This is a genomic window from Croceicoccus naphthovorans, from assembly GCF_001028705.1.
Lineage (GTDB): Bacteria > Pseudomonadota > Alphaproteobacteria > Sphingomonadales > Sphingomonadaceae > Croceicoccus > Croceicoccus naphthovorans.
In genome coordinates this window covers 3,003,637-3,029,946 of sequence record NZ_CP011770.1, presented here as the reverse complement: position 1 = coordinate 3,029,946, position 26,310 = coordinate 3,003,637, and the positions used below count along the sequence as shown (strand labels likewise).

Annotated in this window: 22 protein-coding genes and 3 pseudogenes; 17 read left to right on the top strand and 8 right to left on the bottom strand. The window is 61.1% G+C overall.

Features of this window, described 5'->3' with window-relative positions; genetic code table 11:
* Nucleotides 1–5 precede the first annotated feature (5 nt).
* Together AB433_RS15040 and AB433_RS15035 are read right to left on the bottom strand one after the other, a co-directional pair.
* Nucleotides 6–1,814, bottom strand: a complete 1,809-nt coding sequence (locus tag AB433_RS15040; RefSeq protein WP_156170842.1) for an autotransporter family protein — start codon at nucleotides 1,812–1,814, stop codon at nucleotides 6–8.
* Nucleotides 1,815–1,861: 47 nt separating this feature from the next.
* Complete coding sequence (locus tag AB433_RS15035; protein ID WP_047822127.1) at nucleotides 1,862–3,526, bottom strand: autotransporter-associated beta strand repeat-containing protein; 1,665 nt, start codon at nucleotides 3,524–3,526, stop codon at nucleotides 1,862–1,864.
* A gap of 294 nt (nucleotides 3,527–3,820) precedes the next feature.
* Here AB433_RS15035 and AB433_RS20125 point away from each other — a divergent pair.
* The 4 genes and pseudogenes from AB433_RS20125 to AB433_RS20120 all read left to right on the top strand — a co-directional run bounded on the left by AB433_RS20125 (nucleotide 3,821) and on the right by AB433_RS20120 (nucleotide 6,699).
* A protein-coding gene (locus tag AB433_RS20125) for an IS5 family transposase (protein WP_156170621.1) occupies nucleotides 3,821–4,593 on the top strand; the annotation gives its coding sequence in 2 pieces (ribosomal slippage) (nucleotides 3,821–4,139 and nucleotides 4,139–4,593; 774 coding nt in all).
* Nucleotides 4,594–4,745: 152 nt separating this feature from the next.
* Nucleotides 4,746–4,898: pseudogene (locus AB433_RS21345) on the top strand (IS3 family transposase); the annotation flags it as partial.
* Nucleotides 4,899–5,277: 379 nt separating this feature from the next.
* Nucleotides 5,278–6,418, top strand: a pseudogene (locus AB433_RS15010) (IS3 family transposase).
* An 8-nt stretch (nucleotides 6,419–6,426) separates the two neighbouring features.
* Nucleotides 6,427–6,699, top strand: a complete 273-nt coding sequence (locus tag AB433_RS20120; RefSeq protein WP_245626681.1) for a hypothetical protein — start codon at nucleotides 6,427–6,429, stop codon at nucleotides 6,697–6,699.
* Between the two features lie 235 nt (nucleotides 6,700–6,934).
* Here AB433_RS20120 and AB433_RS15005 read toward each other — a convergent pair.
* Together AB433_RS15005 and AB433_RS20115 are read right to left on the bottom strand one after the other, a co-directional pair.
* Nucleotides 6,935–7,198 (bottom strand): annotated as a pseudogene (locus AB433_RS15005) (transposase); the annotation flags it as partial.
* Between the two features lie 48 nt (nucleotides 7,199–7,246).
* Nucleotides 7,247–7,639 carry a PilZ domain-containing protein gene (locus AB433_RS20115; RefSeq protein ID WP_082134967.1) on the bottom strand — a complete coding sequence of 131 codons (393 nt, stop codon included), beginning with the start codon at nucleotides 7,637–7,639 and terminating at the stop codon, nucleotides 7,247–7,249.
* Between the two features lie 544 nt (nucleotides 7,640–8,183).
* Here AB433_RS20115 and AB433_RS20110 point away from each other — a divergent pair.
* From AB433_RS20110 to AB433_RS14980, 3 genes are all read left to right on the top strand, one after another.
* Nucleotides 8,184–8,956 (top strand): IS5 family transposase gene (locus AB433_RS20110; protein ID WP_156170621.1). Its coding sequence is split into 2 segments (ribosomal slippage): nucleotides 8,184–8,502 and nucleotides 8,502–8,956, totalling 774 coding nucleotides; the frame shifts between segments, so codons are not numbered across the junction.
* A gap of 359 nt (nucleotides 8,957–9,315) precedes the next feature.
* On the top strand, nucleotides 9,316–10,518 hold the full coding sequence (locus AB433_RS14985; protein WP_218916957.1) for a CHASE4 domain-containing protein: 1,203 nt from the start codon (nucleotides 9,316–9,318) through the stop codon (nucleotides 10,516–10,518).
* Between the two features lie 78 nt (nucleotides 10,519–10,596).
* Complete coding sequence (locus AB433_RS14980) at nucleotides 10,597–11,946, top strand: IS1380 family transposase (RefSeq protein ID WP_169749367.1); 1,350 nt, start codon at nucleotides 10,597–10,599, stop codon at nucleotides 11,944–11,946.
* 103 nt (nucleotides 11,947–12,049) lie between these two features.
* On the opposite strand, the gene AB433_RS20105 is transcribed toward AB433_RS14980, so the two are convergent.
* Complete coding sequence (locus AB433_RS20105) at nucleotides 12,050–12,274, bottom strand: Rieske 2Fe-2S domain-containing protein (protein ID WP_082134965.1); 225 nt, start codon at nucleotides 12,272–12,274, stop codon at nucleotides 12,050–12,052.
* A gap of 77 nt (nucleotides 12,275–12,351) precedes the next feature.
* Here AB433_RS20105 and tnpA point away from each other — a divergent pair, with 77 nt between their 5' ends.
* The 4 genes from tnpA (at nucleotide 12,352) to AB433_RS14960 (ending at nucleotide 15,413) form a co-directional block, all read left to right on the top strand.
* Complete coding sequence (tnpA, locus tag AB433_RS14975) at nucleotides 12,352–12,717, top strand: IS66-like element accessory protein TnpA (RefSeq protein ID WP_047819777.1); 366 nt, start codon at nucleotides 12,352–12,354, stop codon at nucleotides 12,715–12,717.
* Complete coding sequence (tnpB, locus tag AB433_RS14970) at nucleotides 12,714–13,055, top strand: IS66 family insertion sequence element accessory protein TnpB (protein ID WP_047819776.1); 342 nt, start codon at nucleotides 12,714–12,716, stop codon at nucleotides 13,053–13,055. The genes tnpA and tnpB overlap by 4 nt, the downstream gene beginning before the upstream one ends.
* Before the next feature lie 73 nt (nucleotides 13,056–13,128).
* Entirely contained in the window at nucleotides 13,129–14,778 is a 1,650-nt protein-coding gene (gene tnpC / locus AB433_RS14965) for an IS66 family transposase (protein WP_047823140.1), read from the top strand.
* Nucleotides 14,775–15,413, top strand: a complete 639-nt coding sequence (locus tag AB433_RS14960; protein ID WP_245626563.1) for a plasmid pRiA4b ORF-3 family protein — start codon at nucleotides 14,775–14,777, stop codon at nucleotides 15,411–15,413. Before tnpC ends, AB433_RS14960 begins: the two co-directional genes overlap by 4 nt.
* Before the next feature lie 3 nt (nucleotides 15,414–15,416).
* Here the strand turns inward: AB433_RS14960 and petA are convergent, their stop codons facing one another.
* Together petA and AB433_RS14950 are read right to left on the bottom strand one after the other, a co-directional pair.
* The gene (gene petA, locus AB433_RS14955; protein WP_053059197.1) at nucleotides 15,417–15,797 is read right to left on the bottom strand and encodes a ubiquinol-cytochrome c reductase iron-sulfur subunit; all 381 of its coding nucleotides are present in this window, start codon (nucleotides 15,795–15,797) and stop codon (nucleotides 15,417–15,419) included.
* 105 nt (nucleotides 15,798–15,902) lie between these two features.
* Entirely contained in the window at nucleotides 15,903–17,102 is a 1,200-nt protein-coding gene (locus AB433_RS14950; RefSeq protein WP_047822117.1) for a phosphoglycerate kinase, read from the bottom strand.
* A 217-nt stretch (nucleotides 17,103–17,319) separates the two neighbouring features.
* On the opposite strand from AB433_RS14950, the gene AB433_RS14945 reads away from it, so the two are divergent.
* Nucleotides 17,320–18,204: a universal stress protein gene (locus AB433_RS14945; protein ID WP_082134963.1), complete on the top strand. Its 885-nt coding sequence runs from the start codon at nucleotides 17,320–17,322 to the stop codon at nucleotides 18,202–18,204.
* 48 nt (nucleotides 18,205–18,252) lie between these two features.
* On the opposite strand, the gene AB433_RS14940 is transcribed toward AB433_RS14945, so the two are convergent.
* Entirely contained in the window at nucleotides 18,253–19,158 is a 906-nt protein-coding gene (locus AB433_RS14940; RefSeq protein WP_047822114.1) for a fructose bisphosphate aldolase, read from the bottom strand.
* Between the two features lie 288 nt (nucleotides 19,159–19,446).
* Here AB433_RS14940 and AB433_RS14935 point away from each other — a divergent pair, with 288 nt between their 5' ends.
* The 5 genes from AB433_RS14935 (at nucleotide 19,447) to AB433_RS14915 (ending at nucleotide 26,074) form a co-directional block, all read left to right on the top strand.
* The gene (locus AB433_RS14935) at nucleotides 19,447–21,024 is read left to right on the top strand and encodes an ABC1 kinase family protein (protein WP_053059196.1); all 1,578 of its coding nucleotides are present in this window, start codon (nucleotides 19,447–19,449) and stop codon (nucleotides 21,022–21,024) included.
* 70 nt (nucleotides 21,025–21,094) lie between these two features.
* A complete protein-coding gene (gene edd, locus AB433_RS14930; RefSeq protein ID WP_047822112.1) occupies nucleotides 21,095–22,909 on the top strand; it encodes a phosphogluconate dehydratase in 1,815 nt (604 codons plus the stop codon).
* A gap of 72 nt (nucleotides 22,910–22,981) precedes the next feature.
* Nucleotides 22,982–24,616, top strand: coding sequence for an alpha-D-glucose phosphate-specific phosphoglucomutase (locus AB433_RS14925; protein ID WP_047822110.1), 1,635 nt, complete (start codon nucleotides 22,982–22,984; stop codon nucleotides 24,614–24,616).
* Between the two features lie 126 nt (nucleotides 24,617–24,742).
* Nucleotides 24,743–25,282, top strand: a complete 540-nt coding sequence (locus AB433_RS14920; RefSeq protein WP_053059195.1) for a hypothetical protein — start codon at nucleotides 24,743–24,745, stop codon at nucleotides 25,280–25,282.
* Nucleotides 25,283–25,330: 48 nt separating this feature from the next.
* On the top strand, nucleotides 25,331–26,074 hold the full coding sequence (locus tag AB433_RS14915; protein ID WP_046904094.1) for a Bax inhibitor-1/YccA family protein: 744 nt from the start codon (nucleotides 25,331–25,333) through the stop codon (nucleotides 26,072–26,074).
* Nucleotides 26,075–26,310: the final 236 nt, after the last annotated feature.

Here is a 26,310-nt window from a genome sequence, read left to right as displayed (position 1 = left end):
CCCGATCAGAAACGGAACGAAAGCGTCGCGCGTCCGGTGCGCGAGAAGCCCTGCTTCGACACGGTGCCGCCGTAAGACAGGCCAAGCCCAAGGCCCGGCGCCATCGTCCAGTTGAGACCCGCATCGATCAGTCCCATGTCCTTGGCCAGCGGCGAACCGGTCACAGTGAAGTCCGGACCACCGTCGAACGCCATCGTCGCCTCGGTCGAACGACCGTCCAGCGCATGCTGCCACTCTGCGGCAAAACGGAACGCAACTGCATCGGCGGGGTCGAGCGCGACGTGCCCCTTCAGGCCCAGCGACGAATAGGTCCAGTCGGCTTTTTTATCGGCGGCATTCAAGGCCAGCGTCCCGCCTGCTTCGGCAAAACCATCGCGGTCGAACCGATTCCACGTCACCCCGGCGAAGGGCTCAATCGCGCCCTTGCCCACCGGCACCAGCACCCCGGCGCGGGCATAGGCGCCATAGACCTTCGCTCCATAGTCGGCGGACAGGTCCTGATCGATCGTGGCAAAGGCAACGTTGCGGTCGGTCTCTACGTCGAAATCGGCGTAGCTGACCCCGGCAGCAAGCCGCAGCGCGCCCGCGTCGGTTCCGGCATAGAGGTGCCCGTGCGTGCCCTTGGTCGAAACATGGGACGAGCGGCTGCCCACCAGCGTATCGCCATCGGTATAGCCGACCGCGATGCCCAGCTTTGACTGGCCGAACCCGTATTCGAAACCGCCGGCATAGTTCGTGGTCTTGCGCAGGTAGCCTGCCGCATTGCCGTCGCCGTCGATATCGTCGCGCCCGCTCTGGATCTGGATCCACAGTTCGGGGCCCTGCGCACGCGGCAGGTCCAGCCGTTCCAGCACCGCGCGGCGAATGCGGGCGCTGTCCTGCCATGCCGTGTTGGCGACGGTTGCGTGGATTTCCCCGCTCAGCGCGTCGAGCGCTTCGCGCGCCATTACGCCGTTCAGGCTGGCGAACGCGAAGTATTCGTCGGTGGTGGGATCGAACGTGGCGTCGAAGGCAACGCCCGAAGTGCGCTGATTGGCGGTTTCCGCAACGTCGGCAAAGGCCAAATCGTTGCGCGTCATCACCAGCGACACGCCATTGGCGCTGTAAACCAGCGAGGGATCGAGGAAGGCAAGGTCGGTGACCGCGCCGTCGAATTCCCCACTGACCGTATCGGCCGCCGCGATCTGGTAGATCGTCTGCCAGCTATACATCCCTTCGGCCGCCAACACGCTGACCATGCCGCCCTGAATGTCGAGCGCGCCGGTCACGCCCAGCAGGTCGGCATTGCCGTCCGCATCGGCGTTGACGAGGAAGGTCGATCCGCTGGCGAACGTAACATCGCCATCGGCCAGCATCATGTCGCTGGGCGCAAGGGTCGCGCCATTGCCGACCAGCACATCGCCGACCATGCCGTTGCCCGTCAGCAATGCGCTCGACCCGACGGTGATCGCCGACGTCGCATAGCTGCCGATGACGTTCAGGCCGCCCTCGCTGATCGCGGTCGAACCGGTCATCGTATGCAGACCAGACAGGGTGACGATGCCGCTGCCGGTCTTTTCCATATCGCCGGTGCCGGAAAGCAGCCCGGCGAATTCGGCGTCGGCATCCTCATCGATGATCAGCGTGGCATCGTTCAGCACCATACCGCCCAGCGACATGGTCGAAGCCGTCAGCGCACCGCCGAGGATCGAAGTGCCGCCAGTGAAACCGTTCATGCCGGTCAGCGTGACGTTCCCGTCGCCGTCCTTGGTCAGCGAGCCGGTGCCGACGATCACGCCCGCAAAGGTGCCGTCGACATCCTGATCGATGATCATCACCGCATCGTTCAGCACATCGCCCGTCAGCGACGTAGTCGAACCCGTCAGAGTGCCGCGCCCGCGATCAAGGTCCCGCCGGTATAGCTGTTCGTGCCGGTCAGCGTGACATTGCCGTCGCCGCTCTTGATCAGCGACCCGGTGCCCGAAACATCGCCAACGAAGGTTCCGTCCGTGTCCTGATCGATCACCAGCGCCGCGTTATTCAACACGTCGCCTGTCAGCGAAGTCGTCGAACCGGTCAGAGTACCGCCAGAGATCGTCGTGCCGCCGGTATAAGTGTTCGTACCGGTCAGCGTGACGTGGCCGTCGCCGTCCTTGCGCAGCAATCCTGCGCCCGATACGTCGCCCGCGAACGTGCCGTCGGTATCCTGATCGATAACCAGCGCCGCGTTGTTCAGCACGTCCCCGGTCAGCGATGTCGTCGATCCGGTCAGCGTACCGCCAGAGATCGTCGTGCCGCCGGTATAAGTGTTCGTACCCGTCAGCGTGACGTTGCCATCGCCGTCCTTCGTCAGAGAACCCGTGCCCGAAACGTCGCCCGCGAAGGTACCGTCCGTGTCCTGATCGATCAGCAGGTGCCCGCTGTTCGCGGCGTTGCCCACGATCGTTTCGGTTGACCCCGCCAGGGTGCCCTGTTGGATATCCCACCCGCCGGTGAACGTATTCATGCCGGTCAGCAACAGCGTGCCCGACCCGGTCTTGATCAACGCGCCAGAGGGCCCGGATTGGTCCGTCAGCGTGCCGTTCAACGCAACATAGAACGTGCCGGTATCGATGGTGCCGCCATTGCCGGTAACGGTCAGGTCGGTGTCGAAGCTGTCGTCACTATCGAAGGCAAGCGTACCGCCGTCCATCGACGGTTCGTAGGTGCCATCGTCGACCGTTTCCGGCGTTGCATTCTCGCCGCCGGAAATTGGCCCGGCGGTCGTGCCCACGGTGACCACCGACGATCCGGCGGGAACCGATCCGATCTGCAACGTGCTGAAGACAAGGTAGCCGCCCGCGCCGAAATACTCACCGCTGCCGTTGGGGACCAACGTCACGCTGGAGAAATTGTTGCGGTCGTCGATCGCGGCAACGAAGTGCTCTTCACCGCCGATGCTGGTGCCGATCCCGCCGACCAGCAATGGGGTTGACCCGTTGAACAGCATGTAGATTTCCGACGCGTTTGCTGTGCTGCCATCGGGCGTAGTGTTGCCGGTGGTGCAGCAGGTACCCCAGTCATTGACATGAAGACCGACCGCGTTGATGTCGTATGATGTGGTGTAGCTGGCGTCGCTGTAGAAAGAGAGCGTGTAGCCTGCCGCGACAACACTCATCCAGTCGCCCGCGGCATAGCCGACCGACCAGTTGGTGAAGCCGTCGCCACCTTCGTCACCGGTTGACGTATTCGTAGCCGGGGCTCCGGCCAAGGTCGTTTGCACATAGACCGTGACCGTACCGGTCGTGTCGGTGACCGCAAAACGGTCGCTGCTGATGTTGGTGATGTCGTACTGGAAAATCAGCGAGTCTTGCGTCGCGCCCGGATTGGCATCGTTATAGGCCTGATCGGCGGCATCGGCGGTATCGAGGAAAGTCTGAAGGCCCGCGTTCAAATCTTCGTTGAAGTACACCGCCGGATCGGCAAGCGCGGACTGAACAGGCAGCACCGCCGCGGCAAGGATTGCCGTCGAAGCCATGAAGCGGTTTTTGCGGAAACGTTGGGTCATAATTCTGCGGTCCTCCTTCGGAACGCAGCGGCTATGAAGCGGGAACGGTAAACGAATTATTTAGGCTATTTCCAAGGCATAATTTGTCATAAACATTTGTAATTAGTTAACTTCGGCCTTCTGCGCCAGTATTTCCCGAAAGGTTCGGATCTCAGCGCTCACCATCCCGAAGCGCTTGCTGCTGTTGCCGCTGCTCTCAATAGAAGACCCCAGTAAAGCCCTAGGCCGTAAACTCATAAACTGACTTGCGCGGCGCGGGCGCGGTTGATTCAAGGCTTCGGGAAGGAGCTTTGGATGACGCGTCGTAGATTTGAACTGACCGATGATGAGTGGCTGGTGATCGAGCCGTTGTTGCCGAACAAGCCTCGCGGGGTTCCGCGTGTGGATGACCGGCGGGTCATCGACGGGATATTGTGGCGCTTTCGCACGGGCAGTCCTTGGGCTGATATTCCCGAGCGCTATGGCCCACATACCACCTGCTACAACCGTTTCGTGCGCTGGCGCAAAGCCGGTGTGTGGGACCGCCTTCTCGAAGCGGTGAGCCAAGCCTTCGACGGCGAGTTGGTCATGATCGACAGTTCTTCCATCCGGGTCCACCAGCACGGTGCGACCCTAAAAAGGGGGACCCAAATCGCTGCATGGGACGTTCCCGGGGCGGTTTGACAACCAAGATCCATGCCCTGGTTGATGGTCGCGGCCTGCCGATCCAACTGCATCTGTCCGAAGGCCAGGCGAGCGATTGCCGTGAGGCCGAGAGGCTGCTGGCCGCCGTGCCGAACGCCACCACCTTTCTCGCCGATAAGGCTTATGACAGCGATGCCATTCGCAGTCAGATCACCGCGCAGGGTGGCTTCGCCAACATCCCAGTCAAGCGCAATCGTCGCAAAGGCTTCGCGTTCAGCAGCTTCCTGTATCGCTACCGTAATCTGGTCGAGCGTTTCTTCGGGAAACTCAAAAACGCCAGAGGCTTGGCCACCAGATACGACAAACGAAGCGATAACTTCCTCGCTGCCATCAAGCTCTTCTGCACACGCCTATGGATCGCCGCTAATGAGTCTACGCCCTAGTCTGGAAAAAACCCGCAGAGGCACCTGGCCAGTGCCTGGCACAGATCAAAAAGCAAGCTGTTGCGACTACCGGTTGAATCCGCCCTGCATACCAGCGAGCAGTTCCAGCGGTGATGGCCGATAATGGCGTCACCTGCTCAATGAGCTAGTCCGGAAACTGCTGGGATAATGCCGTCATGGATAGTTTCTTCTCCTCGCTCAAGATCAATCGGATCGGGAAGAGCATCTACTGCACGAAGGCGCAAGCGAGAGCCGACGTGCTCGATTATATTGAAGCCTTCTACAAGCCGACCCGGCGTCCTTGACCCTAGGGTCACCTCAATCCTATCGACTTCGAACGGGAAGCTTGGGCTGCCCTCGATGTCCACCAAACCGGCAGCAGGCTAAAGCATATGCCCAAGCTGGAGTCGTTCAACGTTTCTGCTTGCAGTCATCATACTCTTTAGTAATTAGGCCGGATGTGAGCTTTAGCAGAATTTTTGATTGCCGTGGTTTTCGGAACAGTGGGGCTCTACACTACCTTCCTCGCCGCCTCTTCATTTCGCACTCATCGGCATGCACGTGATTTGCTATTAGCAGCGAGCGGTCTGCTTCTGGCCTGTCTAGGTCTTATCCTCATTGGACATGTAACGGTTTTGTGCCGGTCACCTGAGAGCATATTGCTCATTCAAGGAGACCGAAGAGATGATCAAACACGGAGAAGAGTTTCAGCGTGAAGCGGTGCGGATTGCACTGACCAACGGTCTGCCGCGCAAGCGTGTCGCGGCCGATTTGGGCATTGGATTGTCGACGTTGACCCGCTGGGTGAGTTTGCATCGCAGGGAGGATTTACCCACTAACCCCGATGCCGAGCTGGCGCGCGAGAACGAGCAGCTTCGCCGGGAGAAGCGTATCCTCAAGGAGGAGAGGGATATTTTAAAAAAGGCCACGCAGTTCTTCGCGAGCCAAAAGCCGTGAGGTTCGCGTTCGTGGAGAGCTGGCGCCATGTCTGGCCGGTGGAGGCGATCTGCCGGGTTCTGCGCGTCAGCACTCGTGGCTACCGATCCTGGCGGTCACGCCCGATCAGCCGGCGAGCGCGCATGGACATGAAAGTGCTAGCGCATATCCGGGAGCAGTACAGCCTGAGCCTTGGCAGTTACGGTCGTCCCCGCATGACGATGGAACTGAAGGAGGCTGGTCTTGATGTCGGCGAGCGTCGGGTTGGTCGGCTGATGCGGATCAACTCGATCAAGCCAGTTCGTACCCGCAAGCACAAGGTTACGACCGACAGCCACCATCGCCTTGGTGTCGCAGCGGACTGGCTCGATGGCGATTTCGTCGCAGATACGCCCAACCGCAAGTGGGCTGGCGATATCACCTATGTGTGGACGCAGGAAGGCTGGCTCTACCTTGCCGTCATCCTCGATCTGCATAGCCGTCGTGTCGTGGGATGGGCAGTCAGCGATCGGATGAAGAAGGATCTGGCGATCCGGGCGCTGGACATGGCGGTGCGGCTCCGCAATCCGCCGCCAGACAGGCCCCGCCAGACTGCCTTTTCCATTCCGATCGCGGCAGCCAGTATTGTTCTTACGACTACCAGAAGAAACTACAGGCCTACGGCCTGCGACCGTCGATGAGCGGAAAGGGCAACTGCTACGACAACTCCGCCGTCGAGACGTTCTTCAAATCGCTGAAGGCGGAACTGATCTGGCGTCAGAGCTGGCCAACAAGACGTCAGGCTGAGGCTGCCATCTTCCAGTACATCAATGGGGTTCTACAACACCCGTCGACGTCATTCATATCTGGGCGGCATCAGCCCCTCGCGTTCGAAGCCAAGGTGGCATAGTGAGATAGGTGACCGGCGCAAAACCGTTACATTTCCAGCTTGGCATCAGCAAGCGCGGCAACAAGTACTTGCGAAGGATGATCGTCCATGGCGCACGATCCTGCGTTACGCACCTCGACAGAAGCAGGGACCGACTGGGGCCATGGCTCGATGGGCTTGAGAGCAGGATGCACAAGAACAAGGTCACTGTCGCATTGGCAGCCAAGATCGCCCGCATCGTTTGGGTAATCCTGACCAAGCCTGGTGCGACCTACGAGCGGCGCGTTCCAGCGTTCGGCTGAACGGAGCCGCCACCAACTGCGAGGTTCGTGAGAGTGATGACGAGACAGTGGACCAGCGCATCGTAAGCCCCTGCAAAAAAGCGGGCAGCAAGCCCGAAGCATTTATCTGGGAACGAGGCGCGCGGATCTCATCAAGGCCTGGCCGCAACAGCGGCCCACTCGCGAGAGGCCGGATACATTTGTGCAGACTGGCACCGTCAACACCAATCGACCCTTGCATGGACAGGGCGGGTCATACATTTTTTGATGCCAGATCCTTCAGCACAACATTGTCGAGCATCGCCTCGGCCAGCAGCTTCTTCAGCCGACTGTTCTCCTGCTCGAGCGTCCGCAGCCGACGGGCATCGGACACCTCCAGCCCGCCGAACTTCGACTTCCATTTGTAGAACGTGGCAGAGCTGATCCCGTGACGGCGGCACACCTCCGCCGTCGGCATGCCAGTCTCCTGCTCCTTCAAAACCGCGATGATCTGCTCTTCGCTGAACCTGCTTCGCTTCATTATCGTCCGACTCCTTTGCGTCGGACTCTACCAAAAACCGGTCACATTTCAGGGGAGCACGTCAGCTCGCAAACGCGGAAGTGTCCTTCCAAAGCGATCACTCGGAGCATTCCTTGTGAGGTGGGATGCCTTTGCACTGAAGGCAAGGAAGCTGACCACCGCCTCGTGCAGGCAGCTATCGAACTTGATTCCGACGAATGCGTTCCTGTCCCAGACGACAATGCCCGAAGTCCTGATGCCATTGTCGACCTTAATGTTTACCCGGTCAGCGATCGAGAGTCGGTTTCTCGGAATTTCCAGCATGCATCCACCGACGGAAACGTTCGCCAGCACCGCACTGAACTGGTGACCGCCCGCACGGCATTCAACGCGGTGACATGATTTCACCCGATCATATTGACGTTTGACGATACGCTGGCGGACTGCCTTGGTTTGTTCCATTTTCTTTCCCTGAAGCCCGATCCGGGCGCGTAAACGAATTACAGAATTTTCATCACTGCGCGATGGCAGGTGACGGATGGCCTAGGTCCAGGTGAGAATTGCAACCCCTCCAGTTTCAACTGCGTCCCGAGAAGACCGGTTCGCGGGACGGACTGGACATGAGCGAGGTTTCAGAGCCCACGCTTCGTCTCGTCAAATGCCATCCTATTGGCCATCGTCAGTATGGAGTGTTAGCGAGTGGGGTTAACACCAAATTATCTATAAATTGGGTTTGTTCACGAATGCACGGCATTTGGCTTTTGTCCGAGAACAATCTTCCGACCCCTGTGATATTTAATGTGATCGCCACTCGCGGCTGGTGAATTGGCGCTGACGTAATCCGAATGCCCTCGCGCGCATTGCCAGCTTTGGCATCATCTTCGCTCTTTCGTGATGCCGAAGTCCTGTGTCTTCGCGGGATCCTGACAGTTCTAGGCCGTAAACTCATAAACTGACTTGCGCGGCGCGGGCGCGGTTGATTCAAGGCTTCGGGAAGGAGCTTTGGATGACGCGTCGTAGATTTGAACTGACCGATGATGAGTGGCTGGTGATCGAGCCGTTGTTGCCGAACAAGCCTCGCGGGGTTCCGCGTGTGGATGACCGGCGGGTCATCGACGGGATATTGTGGCGCTTTCGCACGGGCAGTCCTTGGGCTGATATTCCCGAGCGCTATGGCCCACATACCACCTGCTACAACCGTTTCGTGCGCTGGCGCAAAGCCGGTGTGTGGGACCGCCTTCTCGAAGCGGTGAGCCAAGCCTTCGACGGCGAGTTGGTCATGATCGACAGTTCTTCCATCCGGGTCCACCAGCACGGTGCGACCCTAAAAAGGGGGACCCAAATCGCTGCATGGGACGTTCCCGGGGCGGTTTGACAACCAAGATCCATGCCCTGGTTGATGGTCGCGGCCTGCCGATCCAACTGCATCTGTCCGAAGGCCAGGCGAGCGATTGCCGTGAGGCCGAGAGGCTGCTGGCCGCCGTGCCGAACGCCACCACCTTTCTCGCCGATAAGGCTTATGACAGCGATGCCATTCGCAGTCAGATCACCGCGCAGGGTGGCTTCGCCAACATCCCAGTCAAGCGCAATCGTCGCAAAGGCTTCGCGTTCAGCAGCTTCCTGTATCGCTACCGTAATCTGGTCGAGCGTTTCTTCGGGAAACTCAAAAACGCCAGAGGCTTGGCCACCAGATACGACAAACGAAGCGATAACTTCCTCGCTGCCATCAAGCTCTTCTGCACACGCCTATGGATCGCCGCTAATGAGTCTACGCCCTAGAACACTTTCCTGGAGCAAGTGCAATCTGGATTCCCCAACAATTCAACGCGGTATCAAAGGGCTATCAGTAGGGCTCCCTCAGTCTTGCGAATCCAGGAGGCGCAAACGGCGGGTTGTGTCAGGCCGGGTATGGGGCTGCCCGATCGGAAATGAACTTTCAGCAGCCCCGTTTACGCCGCGATAATGATTCGGTGTTAACCATCAAGACGAGGGCACAGGCACGCTGCTGCCACAATAACCGCTTGGGGGGTATTCTCAGTGACGGAACAACACGGAACTGATTGGTGCTCTGCGATAGCCGGGGCTTTTGCCGAATCTCCAAGACTGGCATGTGGCGCGGCCTCACCCCTTGCGATCGATTGGCGAGTCAGCGCAACCAATCCCTTCCAGGCAGCGCCGAAGTTTGGGACGCAGGGCCGGTCCTCGCCGGGCGCACAATGATGGGTGCTAGCGTCGGAGCAATTCCCAGAACCTCCTATCGCATTGTCGCCGGAGTCTCGGCTGTCAGCGCGCTGATCGTCCTGCTCGTGATCGCGCTCCTGGCCTGGTCATCGAACGCTGCCGATCGTATCTCCCGCGAACGAGATGAAGAAATCGCAAAGACGGTTCTTACGCAAAGTGTTGACCGAATCGCGCACGCACAGGAGTCCTCGACAGTCTGGGATGATGCGGTCAACGGATTGCGCCAGCGGCCACTGGATTTCGATTGGATCGACCTCAATCTCGGGATTTGGTTCTGGGACTACTCGGGGTTCGACGAGGTCTATATCGTCGATCCGGAGGATGCACCGCTATATGCGATGCAGGGAGGCAAGCGGATCGATCCGAGCAGTTTTTCCCGGATCAGGTCAACGGTTCTTCCGACCATGCAACATGTGCGAACCCTAGCGAAATCGGAGGCTGCGGATAGCATTCCCCCTGGCATGTTGAGCGTAGGGGCGTCTGACATCGTGAAGATCGAGGGTCGCCCTGCGATCCTGAGCGTCAAGCCGGTCGTGTCGGACAGCGGAGAAATCAAACAGCAAGCCGGTACCGAATACCTGCATCTGAGTGTGATATTCCTCGACCGCGGCTATTTCGGGCAGCTGAGTGGGCTATATGGCCTTGCCGATGCGCAATATCGACCGACCGACTACTTGATGCAAGGAGAAGCTAACGTGGCCCTCACCGGAAGTGGTGGTGCCGTGGTCGGTTACCTCGCCTGGAAGCCACTGGCTCCAGGAAGGGATGTGATCACGACAATAGGACCAGCCTTGTTGGCAGGAGTGCTGCTGTGCTTTGGCCTGATCGCATTCCTGGGAACGCACCTCAGTCGGCGCGACATCGATCTCCATGCCAGTCGAGCACAAGCCGAGCATATCGCCTTCCATGATGTTTTGACGGGGCTACCCAACCGGGCGCAGTTCGAGAAATCGCTGGAGGAAATGCTTCATCAGGAATCCGGTCCGGCGAAAGAGTTCGCTATTCTTTATATCGACCTAGATCGATTCAAGAATATCAATGACACCTTAGCCCGTCTTATTCACGGGGTTGGCTACGAAGGGTTGGCGGGAGTGGCATAAGCCTCTGATCTGAATTAGGAACTGGGTGTCTACACCGGCCCTGCTGCAGGGCAGAAAATGCCACAGGCCACACCCGCCATGAACGACGATATCGCAAGCCCCTTCCGATTCCCAGCGGTCGACCGCAAGAAAGTCACAGCCGCGTTCGACGGTGGTCGGCTCACTTCGGACGGCGGCGTTCTGTTGCTGTCGCAGGCCGAGCGCGCGATGGGTATCTGCCAGCGGCTTGCGACTTGCATTGCCGATCCGCGCGATCCTGCGCGGGTGATCCATCGCCTCGACGACATCCTGCGTGCCCGCGTGTTCGCGATCGCCTGCGGCTATGAGGATGCCGACGATCTCGATGCCCTGCGCGACGATCCGGGCTTCCGCCTGGCCCTGGGCAAGCTGCCGGGATCGGGCGCGGGGCTGGCCAGCCAACCGACGATGAGCCGGTGGGAGAATGCACCGATCACGCGCGAGTTGGCGAAGATGCTGGCCGCGATGATCGACATCTACTGCGCCAGCTATCCGGCCCCGCCGGCGGCGGTGACGCTGGATATCGATGATACCTGCGATGTCGTCCATGGCTATCAGCAGTTGTCGTTCTGGAATGGTCATCATGGCGAGCGTTGCTTCCTGCCGATCCATGTCTACGGCACCGCCACTGGCCGGCCGGTGGCGATGCTGCTGCGCACCGGCAAGACACCGTCTGGTGTTGAAGCTGCCGGTCACATCCGGCGCCTCGTGCGCCACATCCGCCGGCAATGGCCCGAAACGCACATCACCATCCGCGGCGACGGGCACTATGGGCGGCCCGAGGTCATGGCCGTCTGCGAGGGTTGCGGCGTCGACTACGTGTTCGGCCTGCCGACCAACGCCGTGCTACGCGCCGATCCCGAAATCGTCGTTGCCGCCGATGCCTGTGCGGTCAAACGCGCTCAGCGCCAGTACCCGGTCCTGCGCACCTATGCCGAGACCCGCTACGGGGCCAAAAGCTGGAAGTGCCAGCGCCGCGTCGTCGCCCGGATCGAGGCCAGTACGATGGGCATGGACATCCGCTATGTCGTCACTTCGCTGACCGAAGGCTCGGCCGAGCACATCTATGATACGCTCTACTGCGCGCGCGGTCAGGCCGAAAACCTGATCAAGCTGCACAAGACCCAGCTGGCCAGCGATCGCACCTCGTGCCGCTCTCCCAACGCCAATCAGATGCGCCTCATCCTGCACACCGCCGCATACTGGCTCCTGTGGCGCATTCAGCAGGAAATCCCCAAGGCAGCCTCGCTCGCGACCGCCGAGTTCGCAACGTTGCGCCTCAGGCTGCTCAAGGTCGCTGCCCGCGTCATTGAGAGCGCCACTCGCATCCGTGTCGCCTTCGCGTCAGCCTGTCCCGATGCCTCCGTTTTGAAAGCCATCGCCACCAATCTCAGGCCTGCACCTACTTAGGCGGTGCGGCTGTGCCGCCGAACTCCGAGCTCCATTCCATCAACCTCGAAAAGCCCATTGATCCTGACGCGGTGAAAAATGCCGTCGAAGACGCTCGCCCGGACTACGCCGCCAACGTCAGATCAAGGCCCATCCACTTCGCTGCTGCGGCCTCATGAATAAACCGGGTTAGATCGTCGCTGATCACGTATTGCGGAACGACCAAGTTCTTCGGTGCCGGCCCTTTCCGCACGCGTCCGGAGTTGTCGTATATTGACCCGTGGCAGGGACAAAACCATCCCCCATATCTTCCGCGATTTTCACCCACTCCCTGTCCCAACGTACCCATCCGGTGAGGCCCGCCTTGTCTGGCGAGTGAACGACCGGTCTTAAGAGCGCTCGTATGAGCGAGCTTAGGAGCGGAGCATGGGTCAGATCACGTTGATGACGGGGCCGGAGCGTCGGCGGCGTTGGAGCGAGGAGGAGCGGCTTGAGATTCTCGCCGAGGCCTTTGCGCCGGGCGCCTGCGTTGCCGATGTATCCCGGCGGCGGGACGTTTCGACCAGCCTGATCTACACATGGCGTCGCAAATTGCGCGAACAGTCGGCAGCTGCGTCCTTGCCGGTACCGGAGATGACTTTCGCCCAGGCCGTGCTCGCCGATGACGAGCAGCCTGCCGATCATGATCCGTGCGCCGCGATCACGGTCGATCTTTGCAATGGTCGGCAAGTGCGCATCTCCTCGTCTGCACCTGCTACGCTGGTTTCGGCGGCATTGAAGGCGCTGCGATGATCCCATCGGGCGCGAGGGTCTGGATCGCGATGGGCCACACGGACATGCGCAAGGGCATGCAGGGGTTGGCCTTGCAGGTTCAGCAGGGCCTGAAGCGCGATCCGCATGGCGGCGACCTGTTCGTGTTCCGAGGGCGGACGGGATCGCTGATCAAGATCATCTGGCACGACGGCATCGGCATGTCGCTCTATGCCAAACGGCTCGAGAAGGGTCGCTTCGTCTGGCCCACGGCTCGGGAAGGCATCGTCTCGCTGACCAATGCCCAATTGTCCTGCCTGCTGGAGGGGATCGACTGGCGTAACCCGCAATACTCCTGGCGTCCGCAAAGCGCCGGATAGGGGCTGCATTTTCTTCGTTGGCTGGCGCATTTTGAGCTTTGACCGAAGGCCGATCTGTGATTCCATGCCGCTTATGGACACGGTCGCATCGCCCCTGCCGGACGACGTTGAAGCGCTTAAGGCGCTGCTGGCCGCCGCGCTCTCGCGCGCCGATGATGCCGAGGCCCGCCTTGCCAAGGCCAGAGCCCGCGAGAGTGCGATCGAGGCAATGATCGCTCACCTCAAATTGCAGATCGCCAGGCTGCGGCGCGAGCAATATGGTGCCAGCGCCGAACGCAGCTGCCGCCTGATCGACCAGCTGGAATTGCAGCTTGAAGATCTCGAGGCCGATGCCTGCGAGAATGATTGCGCTGCCGAAGCCGCTGCGGCGAAGACGAGCGAGGTCGCCGCGTTCGAACGCAAGCGCCCGAGCCGCAAGCCGTTCCCCGAACATCTGCCCCGCGAACGCATCGTCATTCCCGCGCCCTGTTCGTGCCCGTCCTGCGGCGGCGCGCGCCTGTCGAAGCTGGGAGAGGATATCACCGAGACGCTGGAAGTAATCCCGCGCCAGTGGAAGGTGATCCGGACGGTGCGAGAGAAGTTCTCCTGCCGGGATTGCGAGACGATTACGCAGCCCCCGGCGCCGTTCCATGTCGTGCCGCGCGGATGGGCCGGACCCAGCTTCCTCGCCATGCTATTGTTCGAGAAGTACGGTCAGCACCAGCCCCTCAACCGGCAGGCCGAGCGCTTCGCCCGCGAAGGCGTAGCGCTCAGCACCTCGACCCTGGCCGACCAGGTCGGTGCCGCCGCCTTCGCACTCATGCCGCTCTACCGGCGGATCGAAGCCCATGTGCTGGATGCAGCCCGGATCCATGGCGACGATACGACCGTGCCGGTCATGGCGAAGGGCAAGACCGATACGGCGCGCCTGTGGGTCTATGTGCGCGATGACCGGCCCTTCGCCGGTTCCGATCCGCCCGCAGCCTTGTTCCACTATTCCCGCGATCGGCGCGGTGAGCATCCACGGGCGCATCTGGCGTCCTGGGCAGGGATCCTGCAGGCCGATGCCTATGGCGGCTACAACGAGCTTTACGCGCCCGGTCGTCAGCCGGCGCCCGTGATCGAGGCGGGCTGCTTCGCGCATGCACGCCGCAAATTCTTCGAACTGGCCGATGTTGAGGGGGCCGCACGCAGGAGGAGCCGCGGCGAACGCACCGGCATGATCTACCCGATTGCGCTGGAAGCCGTGCAGCGCCTCGATGCCCTGTTCGAGATCGAGCGCGGCATTAATGGCAAGACGTCAGCCGAGCGCGTTGCACTCCGGCAGGAACGCAGCGCGCCGCTGATGGCGGATTTGCACGCCTGGCTCGCCGCGCAGCTCGCGAAGCTGTCGCGCAGCCACGATCTGGCCAAGGCCATCAACTATATGCTCCGGCGCTGGGATGCCTTCACCCGCTTCCTCGATGATGGCCGGATCTGCATCACGAACAACGCCGCCGAGCGGTCGCTGCGCTGTGTACCGCTTGGCCGCAAGGCATGGCTGTTCTGCGGTTCTGACCGCGGCGGACAGCGTGCCGCCGTGCTCTACACGCTGATCCAGACGGCCCGGCTCAACGAAGTCGATCCGCAGGCGTGGCTGGCCGACGTCCTCGAGCGCATCGCCGGACATCCTGCCCACCGGATCGACGAACTGCTGCCCTGGAACTGGCGTGCGAACGCAGGAGTGCTATCGCAGGCGGCATGACCGCTCGATCCATGCACAGGCCCACGGCCATCGACAGCTTCACGCAAATCGCCACGCTGCGCATCGACCTCAAGGACAGCGATCCGCCGATCTGGCGGCAGGTCGAGGTGCCGACCTCGATCACCCTCAAGGTGTTGCATGACATCGTCCAGGCCGCGATGGGATGGTTCGACTATCATCTCTGGGAGATGATGATCGACGGCCAGGCATACGGTATCCCGATGGATGACGACTGGGGCACTCCGCCGCCCAAAAATGCCTCGCGGGTTCGTCTGCGTGATGTCCTTTCCCCGGGCACCACCACGATCGCCTATTCCTACGACTTTGGTGACGACTGGCAGCACACGCTGACCCTGAGTGATGTTCGCCAGGGCGACCCGGCCATAGCCTACCCGCGCTTCATCATCGGCGAGCGCAATTGCCCGCCCGAAGATTGCGGCGGGATTAGCGGCTTCTACGAAGTGCTCGATGCCAGGTCCGATCCCACGCACGAGGAACATGCTGACATCTGCCGATGGCTCGACGATTACGACCCGGAGGAACTGGATATCTTCCCCATCCAGGTCGCCCTCGGCCGTATCGCCGCCAAACGCAACGCCGCCGCAAAGCGCATCATCTCGAAAAAGGGCTCCTAGCCATCACGCTGCGGTCCTCACCGGATGGGTACGTCCCAACGGAATGCAGCCAAGATGCGTGCAGACGCCCACCACCACAAGCCACTCTGGTCGCTGCACGCGCGCAGCGTCCGTCTCTGGATCGATCAGCCCTGAAGAGGCATCGTCGGCTCTGGCTCGCGCGATCTCTTCAGCTGTGCGCCGCACGATGAATACCGGCTGCTCGCGCCAGCTCACAGTGATACGTTGACCTGGCTCAATCGGTTGCAAATCGACTTCGATCGTAGCTTGTGCAACCACGTCGGCCGATGGGTTCATGCTGTCGATAAGCGGCCAGACGGCTGCTGCGGCACCGGTTCCCGCGAACGCAACGGGCGCGATATGGATAAAATCGCGCCGGCGCACGCCTTCCGTCCCGCCGTCCTTGTCAGCACCGTTGCTCGCCGCAGTCCCGTTTCGACATCTATCCCGCTGGAAGATCGCCGAACCCAGATACCGCTCAAGGCCTAGTCAGGTAAGGACCTGCAGACCGGGCAGCGCGATGCCAGCTACCCATTCGAGAAATGCGCCGCCTCCAGTCGACACGTGGGTGAGGTCCGCAGTCAGACCGCTGTTGTTGAGGGCCGCAACTGTGTCACCGCCACCGGCAAGCGAGGTCAGCGATCCCTTTCGTGTCAGCTCGGCGGCCGCCTGGGCGATCGCAAAAGTCGATGTCTCGAAAGGAGGCGTCTCGAATGCACCGAGCGGGCCATTCCAGATGAGCAGCTGCGAGGATCGCAGCACGTCCAGAGTTTTCGCGACAGTGAGAGGCCCCAGATCAAGGATCATCTCATCGGCGGCGACATCTTCGACCAGGGCCGTGCGCAGCGAAAGGGGATGCGGCGTCAGTTCCCTGCCTACCATGACGTCCTGGGGCAGATGGATCTGGCACTTTCCCTGACTGGCACTCTTCAGAATTCGTAGCGCTGCATCCTCGAGGTTCCGCTCGGCGAGCGATCTGCCGATTGGCTTGTTCAGCGCGGCAAGAAAGGTGTTCGCCATCGCTCCGCCGATGATGAGGTTATCCACCTTCGTGCTGAGCTGCTCGAGGACGTTGAGCTTGCTCGAGATCTTGGCGCCGCCGATAATCGCGGTGGAAGGGCGCCGCCCGAGCCCGGTCGCCGATTGCAACGCCCCGATCTCGTCTTCCAGGGCGCGGCCCATATAGCTCGGCAGCAGTCTTGCCACTCCCACCGTGGATGCATGCGCCCGGTGTGAGGCCGAGAACGCATCGTTGACATAAAAATCCGCAAGGTCGGCCATCGCGCTTGCAAGCTCGGGATCGTTGCTTTCTTCGCCTGCGTAGAAGCGGGTGTTTTCCAGTAAGGCAACATCGCCCGCCTCTAGCTCGGAAACCGCGCGCTGCGCTCCCGGGCCAGTCCAGTCTTCGAGAAAATGAACCTCGTCTCCGAGCAGGGAGCTGTAGGTTTTGGCAACCGGCGCGAGCGAGAATGCCGCGTTCGGTTTTCCTTTGGGACGACCAAGATGCGAGAGCAAAAGGATTACCGCGCCGCGCCTTCTGAGCGCCATCACCGTTGGCAAGCTCGCTCGCAAGCGCGTATCATCACCGACCGCGCCGTCGTTTCCGATTGGTACATTGAAGTCGACCCGGACCAGCGCAATTTGGCCAGCGATTTCGCCCAGATCATCGAGGGTTTGCGGAACCGACATGCGACTATTGCTCCTTGCTGCAGGAATGGTGCGAAGTCGCGGCTCAACCGCGCGCACTACCCTCCACTAGGGACGGAAGCCCGCGCGAAGGCTTACACAACCGCAATGCCATAGAGAACGGAGTCGCCGGAAAGTGTAAGTCGCGCGGGCTTCCAGCGTCCCTTTGGATCAGATCCCGCGGGGGCGAACGCAAGGCATCTGCCAAGAGTGGCCTGATATGCAACACGCCATCGGAGCGCCGGGCGGTTTGCCGGACCCCGCAAGGTTGCAGGAGAGGAATGAGACAATGAAAACAGTGCTGCTGCACGTCAATCGCGACGCCGGACAGGACAGCCGCCTGGCCGCCGCGATCGATCTCGTGCGAGATCACAAGGGCTTCCTAATCTGTCTGCAAGCCACAAGCTGGAATTCCTATGTCTTTATCGGTGATCCTTATGGTGCAAGCTATATTTCGCCCGAAGCGCTGCAATCGGTGCGCGATGCGGAAAATGAAGATCGCCAATTGATCGAGAGCCGCCTGGCGCAAGAGGGTATTGAGTGGGAATGGCGCCGCGTCGAGGGCTCCGCCGGACAGGCGCTGGCTGCACACGCCACGCTGGCCGATCTGGTGGTCATTAGTCAGCCTGAGCAGAAAGATGCCGTCCTGCCGCGAGCCGCGCCGCTCGTCGCCGATCTTGTCGTTCATATCCAGTCTCCTTCGCTCGTCGTACCGCTCGGCGGAAAGCGGTTCGCGCCCAGGGGGAATGCGATCATTGCGTGGAATGGATCCGCCGAAGCCGGGCATGCCGTTCGCTTGAGCCGATCACTCTTGCGCGATGCTGCTGAGGTCCACATCGTAACCGTCAGCGAGGACAAAGAAGGTTCGTCGCCGGACGAACTTGCGCAATATCTTGCACGACACGGCATCGAAGCGCAGACCCGGCGGCAACCCGCCGAAGATGCATCGATCTCTGAAGCGTTGGTGGCTGCGGCGAACGATGTTGGGGCGGCTTACATCGTGCTCGGCGCCTATGGGCACTCGCGTATCCGGGAAACCATACTCGGTGGGGTCACCCGGGAGATGATCCTGCACAGCCCGATCCCGATGATTCTCGCGCACTAGAGCAGAATAGGCATAAGGGATCTAGGCTAGTGTTGGACTGGCGGCGTCTTATCGATCGGCCAAACGCTTGACTGTCGAAGCCCGGTAGATGCGCTCGACGGCGCGCCCGAGCACATCGTTGAATTCCTGATCTTGCATGTGCGCCCGCAAATCCTGCAACAGAGCCCGGCTGAAGCTCGCGATCATCCCGCGGTTTCTTTCGAGCGCGGCGCAAGCGGCATCCTGGGAGAGCCCACCCGAAAGGGCGAGCACCCGCGCGCAGCTGGGATGGGCAACGAGGGGCGCGTAAAGCCCGTCCGAAACCGGCAGCGAGAGTTTCAGTACCACACGGCGGCCATAGGCTTGCCCATCGAGCGCATTACTGAGTTCGGCAAGAAGGATACTCTCGCACTCTTGGCGCGTTGCACTTGCGATATTCACTTCCGGTTCGATAATCGGCACAAGTCGCTGGTCGAGGACATGGTTGGCCAGCTCGAATTGCTGGCGCACGACGTCGCCGATCCCCTGGTGCGATGCGACGTTGATCACCGAACGCATCTTGGTGCCAAAAACGGCCCTTGAGCGCGCCCGGGACAGCAGGCTTTCGAGATCCGGCATGGGTTTCATGAGCTGGACGCCGCCTGTGTCTTTCTCCAACCCTTGGTCGATCTTGACGAAGGACACGATCCCCCGCCGCCAGAGAAACTCTGGCACCGGTACGGTGTCAATCTGCGCATCCATAGTGCGCTCGAAAAGGATGACGCCAAGCACCCTTCGCCCATCGATGCATGGGGCTTTCATGATCCGCACGCGCAATCCATGGATAAGCGCGAACATCTCGTCCTCGCCGGAATACCGGTCCGCGTCGATGCCGAAGGCCTGAAGGGCAGCAGGTGTCGAGCCGCCGGACTGGTCGAGGGCCGCTACAAAACCGGCACCACCCACAAGCTGCGCCATCATTTCCGCATATTTCATGGGGTCTCCCCGGCTCCAGTCTTTGCAAACGCGACCGATCGACGCGGCCGCGAATAATATCGTCAATGCGTAGAGAATGGACGCCTTTGGCAGCGCTTGATTACAAACGCCGCTACCGGCGAGCAGACCTTGGGCGGCAATACCCCTCGGTCAGTGAAGCAACTTCGCCGCGCGGGTTCTCCTTCTCAGGCCAGCCCCGCACAGTAATCCACCCGCATTTCGAGCGTCCAATCATGGTGAGGACACAAGAGGTCAGAGCGGGCTATGATAATCCGGGGAATTCAGATCATGTGGACAGCAACCCGGCTCCTGCTGGATGTGCTGAGCGCAATGATGCTGAATCGGATGGGGTTCGGTCGGCGCATGACCACGCTTCCGCAAAGGACCACGCGGCGTCTCGAAAATCTCGGCCCGACCTTCACCAAGCTCGGTCAGGCGCTGAGCGAGCGCCGCGATATCCTCGATGCGAACTGGGCCGCGAGCCTCTCGAACCTGCAAAGCAAGGCCGCTCCTTTCCCTGCCGATGCAGCGGTAAGGATCATCGAGCAGTCATTGGCCGCGAACACAGCAACGGCCTTTGCCAGTTTTGAACGCGACCCTCTGGCCGCGGGCTCGGTAGCCCAGGTCCACGCCGCAAAGCTGCATGACGGACGCGAAGTGGTCGTCAAGGTCCTCCGGCCCGGAGTGGGCGAGCAAATTGCAAGAGATATGCGCATTCTGCTCATATTGGTGCACCTGTTTCAGCATGTCATACCTGCGCTGAGACGTCACCGCGCGGCGGCACTGGCGAAGGAGCTTTCGCACAATCTGAAAAGGGAAACCGATTTCCGGCAGGAAGCGCGCAACATCCGTTTGTTCGCCCGCGCTTTCGCTGATTCTGAGACGGTTTACATTCCCGATGTCGTCGACGAGATGTCGGACGCCTCCGTCATTACGCAGGAGCGCAGCATGGGCACCCCGCTGGATGAGCGCGAGGCCATCGAGCGCGGCAATACGCTCACCGAGACTTTCATCGATTTCTATCTGCAACAGTTTTTCGTTCTTGGTGCCTTTCATGCCGACCCGCATCCGGGCAATTTGCTGATCATGTCGGACGGGCGTCTGTGCGTGCACGATTTCGGAGCTGTCGGCAGGCTCGACATTGGCACCCGCGAGGCTCTGCTCGGTTTTGTGGCAGCGTTCATTTACCTCGATTCCGAATGGCTCACCGATGCGGCGATCGACCTCGGTCTCCTTTCGGTCACTGCCGACCGCGCGGCACTTACCCGGGGCGTGGACGGTATCCTGGCGGAGTTGCGGGGCGCTGCCATGTCGGAATGGTCTCTTGCCAAGACCATGATCGATATCGGACGGTTGTCGGGGCACAGGACACTCAGCTTGCCGCCGCATCTGGCCGCCTTGGTCCGCACTGTGTTCACGGCAGAAAGTACATTGCGGAAGCTCGACCCCGAGGCGGATCTGCTGCTTGTGTTGCAGGCGACCGGAAACCGCTTGCTCGCGGAGCGACGCAGCGCGGCTATCGGCAATCTCCATACCCCCCGGCTCGAATGGGAAATCGCCCGATTGGTCCGGCGGGCGCCCGCAATCGGCGCCGGGTGGCTACAAAGGGTTTCCGCCGGGACGGCAGGGCATCCGAGCGGATCTCTCGCCCCTGGAAACAGGCTTGACCATGCTGTCAGGCAGGTCGCCTTGTCGATCGCCGCGCTCGGCAGCTACCTCGCCTCGGCAGCGCTGATGGTGGCCAATCGGGGTCCGCGCGTGCTTGGCGATATTCCCCTCCCGGCAGCCATCATCCTCGCAGCGGCCCTCCTGCTGACCATTCAAATCCTCATCCAATCGCGCCGTCAAAGCGAGCAACAACCATGAGGCAAATGCACAGCCAGGCAGCACACGCCACGGCTAGTGGCATTCCCCAAACGTCCCGGAGGGACCGCGCATGAACCCTGTCGTCGAAGCCGTTACTGCCCGTATTGCCAACCGTTCGAAGCGGCGACGCGACGCCTATCTCGCCTTCATTGACCGTCAGCGGGATGCCGGCCCGCGACGAAGCGCGCTTTCTTGCAGCAATCTGGCGCACGCATTTGCCGCTTCGGGCGAGGACAAGCAGACCATCGCGGGCGCCCATGCGATCAACATCGGAGTGGTCACCGCCTATAACGATATGCTCTCCGCGCATGCGCCCTATTATCGCTATCCCGAACAAATCAAGATTTTTGCCCGCGAGGTCGGCGCGACAGCGCAGATCGCGGGCGGCGCACCGGCGATGTGCGACGGCGTCACCCAGGGCCAGGACGGCATGGAGCTCTCGCTGTTCAGCCGCGATACAATCGCGCTCGCCACCGCGGTAGGGCTCAGTCACGCGATGTTCGAAGGTGCGCTCCTCCTCGGCATTTGCGACAAGATCGTGCCTGGCTTGTTGATCGGCATGCTCCGTTTCGGACATCTGCCTGCGATCCTCGTGCCCGCCGGGCCGATGCCGTCAGGGCTCCCAAACCGGGAAAAGGCGCGCATCCGCCAGCTCTTCGCCGAAGGAAAGATCGGGCATGACAAGCTGCTCGAAGCCGAGAGCGCCTCCTATCATGCCCCTGGCACCTGCACATTTTACGGCACCGCCAATTCCAACCAGATGATGATGGAGGTGATGGGCCTCCACGTGCCGGGCGCTGCGTTTGTCAATCCCGGCACGAAGCTGCGGCAGCAACTTACGCGCGCTGCCGTCCACAGGATTACCGAGATCGGATCTGAGGGCCAAGATTACCGTCCGCTAGCGCATTGCATCGACGAAAAGGCGATCGTCAATGCTGCCGTGGGCCTGCTCGCAACCGGCGGCTCGACCAACCACACCATTCATCTGCCGGCCATCGCCCGCGCGGCGGGCCTGGAGATCGACTGGAGCGATTTTGAGGAGTTGGGCACGGTCGTTCCGCTCTTGGCGCGGATTTATCCGAATGGCGGTGGCGATGTGAACGACTTCCAAGCGGCAGGCGGAATGGCCTTTGTCATCCGCGAACTCCTCGAGGCAGGTTTGCTTCACCAAGATGTCCTGACCGTCTGGAAGAACGATCTCGGTGCCTATGCAAAGCAGCCGGCATTAGATGGTGATGAACTTGTATGGCGCAGCGGTGCAACAATAAGCCGCGACGAAAGCATTTTGAGAACCGCTCAGGCACCGTTTTCGCTCGATGGCGGGATAAGGCTCCTCACCGGCAATCTCGGTCGCTGTGTCATGAAGACGAGCGCGGTCGCCCCCGAACGCTGGACAATCGAGGCGCCGGCGCGGATTTTTCCGGACCAGGATGACGTGCTACGCGCATTCGAGGCGGGGGAGATCGACCGCGACATGGTGATCGTCGTGCGCTTTCAGGGGCCGCGCGCGAACGGGATGCCCGAACTGCATAAGCTCATGCCACCTCTGGGCGTCCTTCAGGACCGCGGACTCAGCATCGGGCTTGTCACGGACGGCCGTATGTCAGGGGCTTCGGGCAAGGTGCCCGCGGCGATCCATGTCTGGCCCGAAGCGCATGCTGGTGGTCCGCTCGCGCGCTTGCGCGACGGCGACGTGGTGCGGCTGTCTGCGGATAACGGCGTGGTCGAAGCCCTGGTGAGCGAGAAAGACTGGAACGACCGCGAACCCGCCCTGCCGCCGCGGGACGAGCAAGGGCTGGGCCGTGAGCTCTTTGCGATGATGCGCCAGCACGCCGACGAGGCCGAAAAAGGCGCGTCAGCAATGCTGGCACTGGCGGGGCTTTAGCGCGGTGAATGCGAGCACTCCAGGAAAGCGCTCGTCCGCTCTAGGTTCAACGCCGCTTTACAAGGATCGCAGATGAACGTCCTGACCATGCCCGCGCGCCCCTACGATGATCAACGTCCAGGCACTTCGGGGCTCCGAAAACCGGTGGCTATATTCAGGCAGCCGCATTATCTCGAGAACTACCTGCAGGCGATTTTTGAGACGGTCGGCGGAGGCGCGAACCGGACGCTTGTCATCGGCGGAGACGGCCGCTTCTTCAATCGCGAGGCTATCCAGACAGCCAGCAGGATGGCGGCCGCGAATGGCTACAAGCATCTCGTCGTTGGCCGAGCAGGCCTGCTGTCCACGCCGGCAGCTTCCCATCTTATCCGAAAGCGCGGTGCAAGTGGCGGTTTGATCTTCTCGGCCAGCCATAATCCCGGTGGACCCGAAGGTGATTTCGGGATCAAATACAACTCCGCGAACGGAGGGCCTGCCTCGGAAACTCTGTCGCGGGCCATCTACGCGCGTAGCAAACGGATAGTCGCCTATCGCTTGGTGGACGAGCCCGACATCGACATCGATCGATTGGGTAAGGTCTCGCTTGGCGAGACCGAGGTCGAGGTGGTGGATCCGGTGTCGGACTACGCGGAACTTATGGAGACGCTGTTCGATTTCGAGCGCCTCGCCGAATTGCTGACGAGCACCAGTTTCAAAATGCGGTTCGACGCGATGCACGCGATCACCGGACCTTATGCGCGAGCAATCCTCGAGGAGCGCCTCGGGGCGCCGGTCGGAACCGTCGTCAATGGAAAGCCCTTGCCGGATTTTGGCGGGGCGAAACCGGACCCAAATCTTGGGCGGAGCCGGAACCTGGTCGACTTCATGTTCGGGCAGGACGCCGTGAATTTTGCTGCCGCCTCGGATGGCGACGGGGATCGCAACATGATCCTGGGTCGCAAAATGTTCGTGACGCCAAGCGACAGTCTCGCCGTGCTAGCGGCAAATGCGCATGTCGTCCCGGGCTACAGCGGCGGTCTCGCCGGCGTCGCGCGCTCCATGCCGACGAGCCGCGCGCTCGACCGTGTCGCGCAAGAGCTCGGCGTTCCCTGTTTCGAAACGCCGACCGGGTGGAAGTTTTTCGGCAATCTGCTCGACGCCGGCAGGATCACGCTGTGCGGCGAAGAAAGTTTCGGGGCCGGGTCCGACCATGTCCGGGAAAAGGATGGCCTGTGGGCGGTGTTGTTCTGGCTCACGATCATCGCCGTTCGCGGCATGCCTGTACACCGCATCATTAAGGATCATTGGGATCGCTACGGGCGTCATTTCTATGCGCGGCACGACTATGAAGCTGTGGACGCCGCCGCGGCGAACTCGCTGATGGACGCCTTGCGCGATCAGGTCGGCGACATGGCTGGCAAGCGGCTCGCCGGGTCGATAGTCAGCACGGCCGACGATTTCAGCTATACCGATCCGGTCGACCGCAGCGTGGCCGAACGCCAGGGCATCAGGGTCCTGCTCGAAGACGGCTCTCGCATCGTCTACCGCCTCTCCGGCACGGGAACGGGGGGTGCGACATTGCGGATTTATCTGGAGCGGTATGAGGCCCGTGCGTGGTTGCACGATAAAGACGCCCGAAAAGTACTGAACGACCTTTCGTTTGCCGCAGGCAGTCTGGCCGAAATTCCGGCACGCCTCGGGCGCGAACGTCCATCGCTTGTAACATGAGACCCAAGCGCGTCTTGGCGCAGGCGGGCAAGAGCGATACCGCGTTTTCCGGACCCCGCAGTCCCGATGCCGCTCGCCCGCGCGATGTAATTTCCGTCCTCCCCATGCGTCTTACCTTTCACGCAAATGGAGCCCGATATGATTTCGAAACACATTCGGTCAGCAATCGCGCTGGTTGCAGCGGCAGGTATGTTCGCAGCGGTCATGGCGCCGACCAACAGTCACGCAGGGGTGGTCGATGGTGTCAGGACCGCGGACGGGTTAGTGATGTATCTGGGCGTGGTGCCTGCCGCGACAGTGCGCGGCCACGCCAAGAGCCACCCCGAAGCGAGGATGCACGGCGGCGTGCCCGCCGGTTCGCACAGCATGCATATCGTTGCGGCCGTTTTCGACGAGGCTTCCGGCGCCCGGATAACCGATGCGAAGGTCAGGGCGCATATCACCGAGCCCGGCGGTTTGCAGCGAACGATCCGTCTGGAACCCATGACCGTCGCCGGCGCGCTCACTTTCGGTGGTTTCACGACATTCCAACGCGGCATCAAATACCGGATCGGGATCGAGGTCGAACGCCCCCCGCATATGCAATCCTCCCCGTCCAAGAATACGCCGCCAAGAATGCACCGGGTCCCCGCCGTCACGGCGCACTTTACCTATACCCACGACTAACGATCGGGCCGCGAGGTGCCGATCCGCGCAAGAAAGGGAATTCTTCTTATGGAAGACCACCGATCCGCGACAAGCTTTGATCGCGCCTCTACCCCTCAATCGGTTCCCTCGGGGACGTTTGACGCGGGGCTGCGATCATACATGCTCGGCGTCTATAATTACATGACGAGCGGATTGCTTCTTACCGGTATCGTCGGACTTTGGGTCGCGAATACCGCCAGCATTCGCGAGATCTTCTTTTCCGCTACCGGCGCGCCAACGGTGCTGGGCTGGATCGCCATCTTTGCACCCCTGGCCATTGTCTTTGCCTTGGGATTTGGGATCAATCGTTTCTCGGAAAGGACCGCGAAAACGCTGTTCTGGAGCTATGCGGCACTCATGGGCGTGTCGCTATCGACCGTATTCCTCGCCTATACCGGGGTGAGCATCGCCCGGACCTTTTTCGCCGCCGCCTCTGCCTTTGGCGGCCTGAGCCTGTGGGGATATACAACCAAGAAAGATCTATCGGCCTGGGGCGCCTTTTTGATCATGGGGGTTGTCGGCCTGCTCGTTGCCCTGGTCGTCAATATGTTCCTCCAATCCTCGACAATGGACCTGATTGTCAGCGGTCTGGGCGTGCTTATCTTCGCGGGCCTGACTGCCTATGACACGCAGAAGATCAGAAACATCTATTTCCAGGTCGGGCAGACCGAGTTTCGCGGCAAGGCCATCGTACTGGGCGCCCTGACGCTCTATCTCGATTTCATCAATCTGTTCCTGTTCCTGCTTCGCCTGATGGGAGAGCGCCGCTGAGGCAATCTGCCGCGGCTCGTGCGAGCAGTTCAAATGCCAGAACAGGCACGGCACGGATGGGCGCGATCCGAAGCGTGGGTTCGTTTCGAACCGTTGGCTCGGCGATACTACGCAGACGGGTCGTACAAATGCTTTCGATCAGCAATTAATTTCGCATCGCTGGCAGCACCGCAGATGCTGTGCTTCGCAACCGCTTGCGAATTGCACCCTCACAAGCGGCTCGACTCTTACCGGAC